We start from the raw sequence: 13,194 nt of genomic DNA on the forward strand, positions 1-13,194 counted from the left end.
CAGCGGCGAGGTAAAGAGAGTTCATCTCCGTGCCAAATTGCTTGAGCTGTCAGACGATGCGGAGGATTTCAGCCTCTATCTTTCCGCACTGGGCGCGGACAACGATGAATATACATATCCTCCTGACCTTTCCAAGGAATTCAAGTCGGACGAAGGGTTAATGGCCTATAATGGAGGCTATGTCGCTTATTCCGCTGGTGTCATTGATTTGGATACTTACATGGAAATCAATCATTTTCAGAACATCTGGCTGGCTGATGTGGTTTGTTATCTGCTTGAAAACAAGCCGTGTGATCTTTTTACCATGCATGCCCATGCGCCGGACTGGTTCTACCATGCCGCCATTACAGATATGGACCCCCTGACGCAGCCGGATGAGCAGAAGAGGGAAAAAGCTTGGAATGCAGAGCGCAAGATGTACCAGAGTCTGGATGAGATGATCGGCAGGATTATGGAGGCGGCCGGTAAGAATGCAATGATCATGCTGGTTTCAGACCATGGCGCCGTGGCCGATGGTCCGGCTTTTAATCCATATCTTGCCTTGGAGCCTGCGGGCCTGGTAGTTCGGGAGGAGAAAAAGGCTGAAAGTAAAGGCGAGACCGGTGGTGGATTAGTGCCGGATTACTTTTTACAGGTTGTTAATTGGGAAAAGACAAAGGCATATCCCCAGCGGGAATGCTATATTTATATCAACCTCAAAGGGCGGGATCCAGACGGAATCGTCGAGCCTGAAGAGTACGAGACTGTTCAGCAGCAGATCGTTGACGCCCTTTTATCCTACAAGGATCCGGAGAGTGGAAAGAGGCCGGTGGCCCTGGCTTTAAGCAAGAAGGATGCTCGAATCATAGGTCTTTACGGTGACCGGGTCGGAGACGTGGTCTATGCGCTTAATCCGTTTTTCGGCGCCCAGCATGGACAGCAGCTTCCCGCTTCGGAATATGGCATCGGGAATCAACGTTCCATCATGGTGATGTATGGCCCGGGATTCAAGAAAGGATATAGATTAAAAAGAACAATGTGGCTGACAGACGTGGTGCCGACTATCTGCCATGCCCTTAACTGGCCGATGCCAGAGGATGTGGAAGGCGCTGTCGTCTTCCAGGCTTTCAAGGACCCAAACTTCAAGCTCAAAGAGCTTTCCAAGCTCAAGGACGGCCTAGAGAGGATGGAAATTGCTCTGGCCAGACAGGATCGGGAGCCCTGGGACAAGCATGATTGCGCCTGATCCAGTCCGCGTCTCTGAGAAGACACAAACGCCACAAGAAGCCATGAAAAACTGTATGGCCATGACGATGATATGGACTAGTCTGGACTTAACTTGATAATCGGCTGTGCAGGTTGAGGGGTCACGGCAAGTCCTTTCCGGATGAACAAGCTAAATTCAAAAGGAGAATAAAGCCGTGACCCTCACAGCCTATTGCTGCGGTTATATGCCTATAGAATCATAGCGAAATCGTATAAATAACCGGATAAACGAGCACAAGGCTTCATAACATCATCGTCCTATTCTTTCGGCATTATCCTAAAGTGCGGGCAGTCATCTATAACCACGTCAACCAGAACCGGTTTACTGGTATTTAAAGCCTTGTCAAAAGCCGGTTTGAGTTCTTCAGGCTTCTCAACCAGGATGCCTTCCATGCCAAAGGCTTTGGCGATTTCAGAAAATTTAGGCCGAGGATAAACTGTCGCAATGCGCCGATCAGGTTTCTGGAAATCCATGACGTTTCCGAGACAGGCATTATTCATGACCACAAGGGTCAGAGGCAGTTCATACTCCATGGCCATTTCAAGGGTATAGAGGTGCATCATTAACCCACCGTCACCGCAAACACCAACGACCCTTCTATCCGGCTCGAGCATTTGCGCTGCCAAGGATGCGGGCGGGCCGTAACCGACTCCAGCCGCACCACCTGCTGCAATGAGCTGCCCCGCTCTCTTGGTCTGGAAGTGATGAGCCATCCACATCCGGTTATTACCGGCGTCAAGGACAACCGTGTCATCAACTCCGACCTGATCGTTTAACTCCTTAACCAATCTTTCCGGCGCAATGGGAACACTGTCTGAATTTAAGAAATCCTCGTTGAAAAAGCTGGCTTCAGTTTTTCTTTTCTTTAGATCTTCAATGCGCTTTGTTACGTCAAACAGAATCGGTTTGTTTTTAATTGAGTTGATTATCTCTTTCAATGCCAGCTTTAGATCAGAAGTAATACCGATTTCAATGGGGAAAGTCCATCCTGCATTGAGCGGCTCTATATCTATCTGGATGATTTTTTGTCGCTTGGGATCAATGAAATCCGGGGAGAGCATCTTTGTATTATCCGGCGCGAGGCAGGTACCGATGGCAAAAATAACATCCGCCTCAGATACCGTAGCATTGGCGACTTTTTGTCCAATCTGGCCCATGGTGCCCAAAGCGCAGTCATGGGTTTCCGCAATTGAGCTTTTACCCATATAAGTCGTGGCTACGGGCAGGCCTATAAGTTCCGCCAGTTCCTGGAGTTCTGCATATGCCTTGGCTCTGTGGACACCTGTGCCAGCAACAATGACCGGCTCTTTGGCTTCCAGTAACAGGGCAGCCGCTTTTTCTGCATCACTCGATGATATGCAGGGTGGCGAGGTCTTGAGATATCCCTCGATTGGATGGTATTTTGGGTTTGCCTCATCTGGATTGATGCTGGAAAAAGCCGCGTTCCAGTTAACCAGGACACAAGCCGGTCCGGGGCGGCCGGTGGTAGCATGTTTTATGGCCAGTTGAACCCCATGGATAAACTCTGAGGCGTTGGTGGTATAGGTAGTATACTTGGTCATGGATTTCATTATGTGGGGAAGGTTAATTGCTCCGTATTCACCAGCGGCGTTCTGATAAGGCCCAAATTGCGGGAGGGAGCTGTAATCTGAAACATCGCAGATAATCAGCATGGGTACACCAGCCAGGCAGGATTCCACAATGCCGAATCCGCCATTGGTGCCGATCCAGAGGCCTTGCCCCATCAGGACTCCGGGCTTGCCGGTTATCCGTCCATAGACGTCGGCCATACAGGCGGCGCCGCCCTCATGCCGCGCCAAAACCATACGTATCTTGTCTTTTTCATCAACCAGCCCGTCAAAGAGTGTGCCTGTTGCTCCGCCAGGCAGGCCGAAAACATGATCAATGCCTGCATCAATAAGGATTTCAGTAAAAATTGAACCCACACGTTCCATTATTTTTCCTCCTTGAAATGGTGTCTCTATGAAACGATCTGACTCTATATTACGCACCCCTGAAACACAAGAAAATTAGCCATCCTGTCATACCATGTCCTTGAGCAGGAATTTAATTTGAATTTTTCTGTCCCATAAGATACCTTCTTCCCGAATGAAAAGGTCCAGAGATAGCTTTATTCCTTAAATGCGGATCATTTTAAAGAATTCTGGCCGGGTTAAGGAGGTTGTAAAATATGGCGCTGGATGAACTGCTTCCCAAGGCGGTTAAACTATATCCACATAAAGAAGCCTTTGTTTGTGGCGATACAAGATTAAGTTACCAGGCTTTTAGCCATCGGGTGTGGCAGCTCTGTCGTGCTTTAACTGGTCTCGGCTTGAAAAAGCAGGACCGCCTGGCTATCCTCCATGAAAACTGCCATGTTTTCCTTGAAACATACTTTGCCTGCGCCCATCTGGGGCTCATCCTGGTGCCTCTCAATATAAGGCTCTCCCCAAAGGAGCTGGGCATGATCCTTCAAGACAGCCAGTCCGGTACGCTGATCGCTCAGGCAAAATTCAGAGACAAGGTTGAACATGTGGCTTCTATGATACCGGACCTTATAAAAATCATCTGGAATCAAAGGGACTTTAAAATCGTCAAATCGAAGAGTCTGGATTATGAAGTTTTACTTCAAGAACAAGGCAGCGCACCGCCGCCTGAGCTTGAAATTAACGATGCCGATGTAGCCCAGCTTTACTATACCAGCGGGACGACCGGCCGTCCCAAAGGGGTGATGCTAACCCACAAGAACGTAAAGACCCACGCCTTGGGAACCATTGCGGAACTTCACCTCACTGATAGTGACAACTGGATTCATGTAGCCCCCCTTTTTCATCTGGCCGATGCCTGGGCCACCTTTGCCATTACTTGGGCGGGTGGAAAACATATTATTGTACCTAGCTTCGACCCCTTGATGGTATTTGCGGCCATGGCAGAGGAGAAGGTCACCATTACCAATCTGATCCCGACCATGCTGAATATGATGATTAACCACCCTGACGTAAAAAACTATGATTACTCGAGTTTAAGAGTATTATTAAGCGGAGGCGCTCCCATTGCCCCGGACCTTGTTCGCAAAATCATCGAAACCTTTGATTGCGACTATATCCAGACCTATGGCATGACTGAAACAAGCCCTTATCTGACCCTGTCCATTCTTAAAGCGCGCCTTAAAGATCTGCCTTGGGAAGAACAGCTCAAGTTCAAAGCGAGCACGGGAAGGGAATTCATCGCCGTGAGCTTGAAGGTGGTTGACGAAGCAGGCCGGGAAGTGCCTCAGGACGGCCGGCATACAGGTGAAATAATTGTTAAGGGAGATATTGTGACCCCGGGATATTGGAATTTGCCAGAAGAAACGGAAAGAGCCATTCAGGGCGGGTGGCTGTACACGGGTGATCTGGCTGTGATTGATGAGGAAGGTTATGTCACCATTGTGGATCGGAAGAAAGACATAATTTTAACAGGTGGTGAAAACGTCTATTCCACAGAGGTGGAAAATGTTCTGTACATGCATCCAGACATTCTAGAGGCTGCTGTTATCGCTGTGCCTGACAGTCACTGGGGGGAGGCGGTCAAGGCCTGTGTGGTTTTAAAAGAGGGATGTCAAAGAATGGAAGAGGAAATAATTGCTTTTTGTAAGCAGCACCTGGCACATTACAAGGCGCCTAAAAGTGTGGATTTTTTGGACGCGCTGCCTTTGACGGGCACGGGCAAGATCTATAAAAAAGCCTTGAGGGATTCTTACTGGCAAGACAAAAATAAGCGGGTGAGCTAGGTTCTTTTTATTCGGTTCCACTTTTTCAGAGGGTTTTGAATGATTGACGTATTAAACTTTACTTAATGGAAGCGGTCTCTATTAAGAAGGAAGGGCGTATTTTCTACGGCTGGTTCGTGGTGGCCGTATCTTTTTTGTGCTGGTTTGCCGCCGACGCCTTTGGTTGGTACACCTTTGGTATATTCATTGGGCCTATGACCAGTGAGTTTGGCTGGACCACTATCGGGATGACTGGGGCGTTAACGCTTCGAACTGTAATAGCCGGTCTTATCGGACCCATCGTCGGGCCCCTGGCTGACACCAGGCACGGCGCCAGGGTGCTCATGTCCGTGGGGGTTCTGATCGCTGGAGGTGTGGCTCTGGCTGTCAGCCATGTCCAAACCCTGTGGCAGTTTTATTTTTTTTATGGAGTCATTGGGTCGCTGGGTATGGTCGGCTTTGGAGGCTTGGTGACCAATACCATTCTTGCTAAGTGGTTTATACGCAAGCGGGGCCGGGCCATGGGCATATCCGCCATGGGTGTCTCAACGGCCGGGCTGGTCTTTGTTCCTCTGGTGCACTATCTCATCACGAATTATGGGTGGCGGACGACACTGGTCGTACTTAGCATTATTATCTGGAGCTTGACGTTTTTTCCTATCTTACTGGTCGTTCGGCGTCGTCCCGAAGATATGGGTCTTAGACCTGACGGCGACGATCCTGAAGTTGAGAACGAAAGCTTCTCGGCGGCAGGCGTAATGTCTGCTGGTGAGCATATCTGGACTCTGAAAGAGGCCTTACGAACCAGGACATTGTGGCTGCTTCTTGTTGGATTTAATATTACCGGTCTTTCTCTCTCCGGGGTGATGATTCACTTTTTCCCTTATCTGCAAAGCAAGGGATTCTCTTCTGATATTGCGGCCAGTGCCTTGACCACGTTCGCTTTCTGCTGTCTTGTGGTTAAAATACCCTGGGGGCTGATTGCGGAAAGGGTCCATGTACGCCGCTGCATCATCGCTTCCTATAGCGGTTGTGCCATTGGCCTGGTAATCATTATTTACTCAGACAGTGTCTTTTCGGTTTTTTTGTATGCCGTGGCCTATGGGATAGCTTTAGGGGGAGACATGGTGCTGCGGGAGCTTGTCTGGGCCAACTACTATGGCCGCACCTTCCTGGGGACGATCCGCGGGGTTATTATGCCCGCCAATCTGATATCAATGGCGGGCGGCCCTCTCTTTGCGGCGTGGCTCCGTGACACGACAGGGGGCTACCAGCTTGCCTACACCTTATTCCTTATGGCTTCTATTATTGGCGTTTTTTTTATTTATTTAGCCAGACCTCCTAAGATATCACAGGTGAGATCGTTAAAAAAGGGCAGGTCAATTCAGCCGGAAAGGTGAAGTTATTTTAATATTTTTTGTGCCTTGATAACTATGCCTTTTTTCTTTATTCTTTGCATAATAAAAACACGTTACTATTTCACACTAGAGACAGCTAAAGCCTCTAAAGGCTTGACCTGCAAGCCTGCCATCCCTTGATTTGGGCAATGATACGACTTACGATATTACATGATAACTTCCTTTTTCCGAAGTTCGGCTATTTCCTGATCACCTAATCCCAACAGTTCCCCTAACACATACTGGTTGTGTTCTCCCAAAAGGGGCGCATGACCGGCAGGTAATTCAAGATCGCTTATTTTCCACGGCGGTCCCACCAGTTCCAATGCGCCAAGCTCAGGATGGTTGATTTTCACAAAGGCCTGGCGAGCCTTGAGGTGAGGGTCTGCATAAAGGTCCCGAGCCTCTCTTGATGGGGCCGCGGCCAGGCCGGCTTTACAGAATTCATTTACCATCCAATCGCGGTCTCGCTGACGTGTCCATGACTCGGTGATTTGATTCAATTCAGCCTCATTCTTCTTGCGGGATTTCATGTTCGCAAACCGGGGATCTTCTGCCAGCTCTGGCTTGTTAATGACGCGGGCCAGGGTGGTGAACTCTTTGTCAGAATGTATTTCCAGGGCCAGCCAGCGATCCACTCCCCAGCATTGGTACACATTGTGCGGGGCGTACTCAGGATGAGCGTTACCTGTGCGCTCCGGGACGACAGAGGTCATCTCATATCCGAGCAGGACCTCGCCGATGATGGAGCTTACGCCCTCACACTGGGAGTAATCAATAAATTGACCTTCACCCGTATGGTAGCGGTGATAGAGCGCTGCGACAGTGGCAAAGGCGGCCATGGTGGCGTTCATGAGATCAACGTCGCCGGGACTGCCATGACTGGGGTGGTCATCTGGATGACCCGTTATATACGTCCCTCCGCCGATGCCATGATGTATAGTGGCAAATCCGAGATATTGAGATTCAGGTCCTTCATGGCCTCTGCCTGAGGTTGAAATAACAATAATGTCAGGTCGAATCTTCCGAAGGTCCTGGTAGCCTAACCCCAGCTTCGCCATAGCACCGGGACGCAGGTTATCGAGCACGACGTCGCTCAGGGTCACCAGCCGTTTAGCAAGTTCAACACCTTCAGGCATGCGGAGGTCAAGGGTGAGGCTCTTTTTATCCCGGTTGACTGAATTAAATGACAATCCCTGGTTGGGTGGACAGGGTATGGGGGCTGGTTCGGGCAAAGGCCAGGGGAAGGTGCGGCGCATGAGATCGGTTCGCTTGTGACCTTCGATTTTAATGACTTCGGCGCCGAGGTTAGCCATAAGCATGCTTACATACGGCCCGGCCCAAACCCAGCTAAAATCAAGCACTCTAATGCCTTGGAGAGGAAGGGGGCGGTCCTTGAGGCGTATCTGAGCCTCGTCCTCGTTCCCTTTGGCTGACGATACTTGTACATCGGTGCCGAATATTAAGGGATCGTTGGATACATCTTCATTGTGCTGACCCAACAGCGGAGCTGGTCTGCTTACCCGTGGCGGCGTGCCTGACATCTTGTACGGCCAGCCGGCGTATCTGTATTTACCAACTTCCGGATGATCTACTTCGACAAAGTAGCCCCTGGCGGCATATTGCGGGTTGTTCATGACATCTTCGGCCGTGTTGACCGGCCCGATGGGGATTCCCTTTTGGGCCGCCTTATGGTGGATATCGTTCTTTTTTTGCTTTCGCATCCAGTCTTCAATCATCGGGGCGATATCCATCAAGTGGTGAATTCGATAGTGCATATCATCCCATTTGTCATCTTCAGCCCATGGCGGTTTGCCCATCAATTCTCTAAAGGCTCTAAAATGGTGATCGTCGGCCGCGCCGAGGATGACATAACCGTCGCTGGTCTCCATCCTTCCCATGGCTGGCGGTCTGTCAGGGACGCGGGACCAGGTTGTTTTATGATACCGGCTGCCAGCCACCACAGGGCTCACCATGGTCAGAATGACTTCTTGGAGAGAGATGTCCACGAGATGGCCCTTACCCGTTTTCTTGCGACCCATTAGTAGAGACACGGCGGCGAAGGCAGCGGTGATTCCGCCATGATAGCCCACCGGATAACCGCCTAGTTTGACCGGGGGGAAGTCTATGTCCACCGAGCGAGCGGGCATGAGATTACTCAAACCTCCAGCGTGGATCAGGGTCAGTTCATCCCCCTTGACATTGGCCCTCGGACCGGTGCGTCCATATGGCGTGATGGAGATATAAATCAGCCCGGGTTTCAACAGCTGCAGGTTCTCCCAGCCCAGTTCAAGCTCCTCCAAAACCTTGGGATGGTGGTTGTCAACAAGAACATCAGCCCATTTGAGAAGCCGTCGGAAGGATTCCACATCTTCAGGTCTATTCAGGTCCAGCGTTATTCCCCGTTTACTGGTATTGTTATAAAGGAAGAGAGCGCTGCGCTCCTGGTGAGGACCGCTCTCTGGGAAAGGCCCGGCCAAGCGCGCTGGATCGCCTTTGGATGGTTCTACCTTGATAACATCAGCTCCCATATCTGCAAGCAGTTTGCAGCAGTATGGGCCGGAAACCATGGTTGCAAATTCAACAACTTTTACACCAGCTAGAGCGGATTTCGTCATGAATTAGGTACCTCCACAGTTCGAATTTTACATGTTTATTCTACTTGCGCATCACACCTAGCTGGAACATTCGATAACCTAGTTTCTTGAAAAAGTCAAAAACTCCTGGTTTTTTTTCCAGGGTAATGCTGCAGCCTGGCAAAAATCACAGGTAAGTCCGGGACAAATATCAAGGTTCGGCGCTAGATATTTAGAAAAGAAAGGGCCTTCAACAGGTCTTGTCGAGCTATAGTATGATAAATATACTTGATCAATAGTCAATAACGGGGTTATTATTCAGATAATTTCATCAAAAAGTCCAATTGAGAGGAAAAGATAGTTAAAGTCTCTGTATATCCTCAGGGTCTGAATTTTATGCTTTGCAAATGAGAAATGAAAGATGACAGTATGACTAGTAAGCATTTTATAAATAAATTGGTAGAGTTGCGTCAACAGGCGGATGAGGCTCTTAAGCAAAGTGAGAGGCAATTGCGCTCAGTAGCAGACTTCACCCAAGACTGGGAAGATTGGATCGAGCCGGGTGGAAAATATGTTTATGTTTCCCCGTCGTGCGAACGGATCACAGGATATCGTCCTGATGAGTTCATTAGGAATTCCAGCCTGCTGGAATCAATCGCTCATGCCGATGATCGTGTGTCTCTTGCCAGACATGCGGCCGAGGAACTGGAAAGTCGGGATGTCTTATCCATAGACTTTCGCATTATCACCCGCAGTAATGAAGAGCGGTGGATCGCGCATATCTGTCAGCCCATTTTTGATTTGGACGGGCGCTGGCTGGGGAGGCGCGCTAACAATTGGGATGTGACCGATCGTAAACGGGTGGAGGAAGCGCTGAAACAACGGAACTATGAAATGGCCTTGCTGAATAGAGCCGGGCAGGCTCTCATTTCCGCGCTTGAGCTTGATCAGGTACTGGCCACGGTGCTGGAAGAGGTGCGCGATCTGTTGGGTGTAGTCGCCTGCATGATTTGGCTGGTTGACACAGCAACAGATGAACTCGTGTGCCGACAGGTTTCAGAGATAACCAAAAAAGAAATCCTGCATGGCTGGCGTCTGGCCTCAGGTGAAGGGCTGGCCGGCTGGGTAATTCAGAGCGGCAATAGCTTGAACGTCCCGGATGCACGAGCCGATAAACGCTATGCCAAGGAGGGCGCTAAGCTGTCCGCGTTGAACATAAAATCCATCCTCAGTATTCCACTGACTGTTAAACGGAATATAATCGGAGTGCTCCAGGTGATGGATGACACGGTTGACCGCTTCAGCACTGAAGATCAGATGCTGCTGGAATCACTGGCCACAACTGCTGTCATTGCAATTGAAAACGCCCGGCTTTACGAGCAGGCCCTTAAGGATGCCGAAACCAAGTCTGTGTTATTGCACGAGGTAAACCACCGAGTTAAGAATAATCTCTCCGCAATTATTGGGCTGCTCTATGCCGAGCGGCGTCATTCCGAGGTGAAGCAGGATACGCTTTATCAGGCCATTATGAATGACTTGATTAATCGTGTTCAAGGGTTGGCTATCGCGCATGATCTGCTTTCTAACTCTGAGTGGAGACCCTTGATTTTGAGCGAGCTGACTGAAAAGATCATCCATGCTAGCTTGCAGGCTCTCCCGGTTAATAAAAATATATCTGTGAATGTTTCCAAGTCCCCTGTGCGTGTGCCTCCTATCCAGGCCAGCAATCTAGCCATGGTCATTAATGAGATCGCAACCAATACCGTTAAATATGCCTTGCAGGAACGGGTATCAGGCAAGGTTTCCGTAAACATCGGCCAGGACGAAGATGAGGTGACGTTTGAGTTTCGAGACGATGGGCCGGGCTATCCAGAAGAAGCATTGCGGTTAGAGAGGCACAAGGTAGGATTGTACTTGTTGAAAACCATTGTAGCTAACGACCTGAAAGGAGAGTTGGCTCTTCATAACGACCAGGGCGCGGTGACAACCATTCGATTCAAGGTTATTCAACAGAAAATTTGAGGGTGAAAATGCATAAAGACACCCGAGTACTGATCGTTGATGACGAATCGCTGGTAGCTGAGATGATCGAGGGGCTGTTGGAGCAAATAGGGTATACGGTCGTGGGGAAAGCCATAAGTGGTTCTCAGGCTGTGGAAATGACTCAGGCCCTGAAGCCGGACGTTGTCTTGATGGATATTAAAATGCCTGATATAGACGGCATCGAAGCTACTCGGCGCATCTATGAATTATGTGCCACGCCGGTTGTGGTCCTGACCGCTCATGAAACTCCGGAATTGGTGGAGCGAGCCAGTGTTGCCGGTGTGGGCGCCTATATGGTTAAGCCACCCAATGCCCGTGAAATGGAGAGGGCCATCACCATTGCTATGGCCCGCTTTGATGATATGATTAAACTGCGGAGCATGGCGGGCGAACTGGTGAAGGCAAATGAACAGCTCGAGAGGTTATCCATAACCGATGGACTGACAGGCCTTTATAACCACCGACACCTGGTGAAGATGCTCGAATCTGAGTTTACACGCTCAATACGATACAATCGTAACTTGTCTTTGCTTATGATAGACATTGACCATTTCAAAAGAGTAAATGACAATTACGGGCATCCCTGTGGTGATCTTATCCTCCAGGACATTGCTCGCCTCCTTCAGAATCAGGTTCGAAGCACTGACTTGGTCGCCCGGTACGGCGGAGAGGAAATAACAGTTCTTCTGCCTGAACTGGGTATTTCTTCAACTTTAGAAGTCGCTGAAAAATTAAGGCAAGAGATCGAAAAATATCCTTTTAAGTGTGAAGGCAAATCCCTCACGGTCACAGTAAGTATCGGGGCGGCTGCGTATCGAGAAAAGAATATGCAATCATGGAAACAACTGTTGAACGCTGCAGACCAGGCCCTATACTTGGCCAAGGCAAGCGGGAGAAACAAAGTGATCGTCTATTCTGATTCTAAACAAGACGATGCGTCCCCCCGAACATTCCTTTAAAGCAGGGAAAGGTTGACAGTTTCTCCAGAAAAAGTTATAGATGAAATCTCAGAAAAACGGTTTGACCCTTTTGGGTTTCTGAAGCTGATCAATATCTAAAAAGGAGCCTTTCAAATCACCAGGACCGCTCTCATTACAGGCATCACCGGCCAGGACGGCTCATACCTGGCTGAGCTTCTTTTTAACAAAGGATATAAAGTCTATGGGTTAGTGCGCCGTCTGAGTTTGAACAACTACGAGCGAATTGCCCACATTCAGGATCAGATCGAGTTTCTACAAGGGGATCTCCTGGACCAGAACTCGCTTATTTCAGCTGTTAGGGATTCTAACCCGGATGAGGTTTACAATCTGGCTGCTATGTCCTTTGTGCCTACTTCCTGGAATCAGCCGGTCCTTACAGGGGAGTTTACCGCTTTGGGGGTAACGCGAATCCTGGAGGCTATTCGGGTTGCTTGCCCGACGGCTCGATACTACCAGGCGTCATCTTCCGAAATGTTCGGCCTGGTCCGGGAAGCGCCTCAAAACGAAGAAACCCCATTTCATCCTCGCAGCCCCTATGGAGTCGCCAAGGTTTATGGACACTGGATCACGATTAACTGCCGCGAGAGTTACGGGATGCATGCCTGTTCGGGTATTTGTTTTAACCACGAGTCTCCTCGCCGAGGCCTGGAATTCGTTACCCGAAAGGTGACCGATGGCGCAGCCAGAATTAAACTGGGCCTAATGAATGAGCTAAAGCTGGGCAACCTGGAAGCCAAGCGTGATTGGGGTTATGCCGGTGATTACGTCAAAGCGATGTGGCTGATGCTTCAGCAAGATGAGCCGCGAGATTATGTCATTGCCACAGGCCAGGCATACAGTGTCCGTGATCTTTGTGATCTGGCCTTCAGCCATTTAGACCTGGACTTTCAGGACTATGTCATTGAAGATGAGCGCTTTTTTCGTCCGGCAGAAGTACACCAGCTTCTGGGCGACGCCAGCAAGGCAAGGCAAGAACTGGGTTGGGAGCCGGAACTTTCTTTTGAGGAGATGATCAGGATGATGACAGACGCCGACCTTAAGCGGCATCAAGTTAAAAACATAAATCAATAGATATGAAGGAAGTATTAATCATAGGTATTGCCGGTGGAACTGGATCAGGGAAAACAACTGTGGCTGAGGGTATATGTGAACGATTAGGCCCAAATCATGTGGCGCTTTTGCAGCAGGACAGTTATTATAA

At 49.5% G+C, this 13,194-nt stretch carries 8 protein-coding genes; 6 read left to right on the forward strand and 2 right to left on the reverse strand.

What is annotated here, in order from left to right:
* Positions 1 to 1,225, forward strand: a 1,225-nt coding sequence (locus tag JRI95_12685; protein ID MBW2062397.1) for an alkaline phosphatase family protein, incomplete at its 5' end; no start/stop codon positions are given.
* Positions 1,226 to 1,503: 278 nt separating this feature from the next.
* On the opposite strand, the gene JRI95_12690 is transcribed toward JRI95_12685, so the two are convergent.
* A complete protein-coding gene (locus JRI95_12690; protein ID MBW2062398.1) occupies positions 1,504 to 3,201 on the reverse strand; it encodes a thiamine pyrophosphate-binding protein in 1,698 nt (565 codons plus the stop codon).
* Between the two features lie 236 nt (positions 3,202 to 3,437).
* On the opposite strand from JRI95_12690, the gene JRI95_12695 reads away from it, so the two are divergent.
* Complete coding sequence (locus tag JRI95_12695; GenBank protein ID MBW2062399.1) at positions 3,438 to 5,018, forward strand: long-chain-fatty-acid--CoA ligase; 1,581 nt, start codon at positions 3,438 to 3,440, stop codon at positions 5,016 to 5,018.
* A gap of 65 nt (positions 5,019 to 5,083) precedes the next feature.
* Positions 5,084 to 6,397, forward strand: coding sequence for an MFS transporter (locus tag JRI95_12700; protein ID MBW2062400.1), 1,314 nt, complete (start codon positions 5,084 to 5,086; stop codon positions 6,395 to 6,397).
* Positions 6,398 to 6,561: 164 nt separating this feature from the next.
* On the opposite strand, the gene JRI95_12705 is transcribed toward JRI95_12700, so the two are convergent.
* A complete protein-coding gene (locus JRI95_12705; GenBank protein ID MBW2062401.1) occupies positions 6,562 to 9,012 on the reverse strand; it encodes a CoA transferase in 2,451 nt (816 codons plus the stop codon).
* A 387-nt stretch (positions 9,013 to 9,399) separates the two neighbouring features.
* Between JRI95_12705 and JRI95_12710 the strand changes: the two genes are divergently transcribed.
* From JRI95_12710 to gmd, 3 genes are all read left to right on the forward strand, one after another.
* Positions 9,400 to 10,992: a GAF domain-containing protein gene (locus JRI95_12710; GenBank protein ID MBW2062402.1), complete on the forward strand. Its 1,593-nt coding sequence runs from the start codon at positions 9,400 to 9,402 to the stop codon at positions 10,990 to 10,992.
* An 8-nt stretch (positions 10,993 to 11,000) separates the two neighbouring features.
* Entirely contained in the window at positions 11,001 to 11,972 is a 972-nt protein-coding gene (locus tag JRI95_12715) for a diguanylate cyclase (protein ID MBW2062403.1), read from the forward strand.
* Positions 11,973 to 12,086: 114 nt separating this feature from the next.
* Positions 12,087 to 13,064, forward strand: coding sequence for a GDP-mannose 4,6-dehydratase (gene gmd / locus JRI95_12720; protein ID MBW2062404.1), 978 nt, complete (start codon positions 12,087 to 12,089; stop codon positions 13,062 to 13,064).
* Positions 13,065 to 13,194 lie beyond the last annotated feature (130 nt).

The sequence above is a fragment of the Deltaproteobacteria bacterium genome (genome assembly GCA_019308995.1).
Taxonomy (GTDB): Bacteria; Desulfobacterota; Desulfarculia; order Adiutricales; family JAFDHD01; genus JAFDHD01.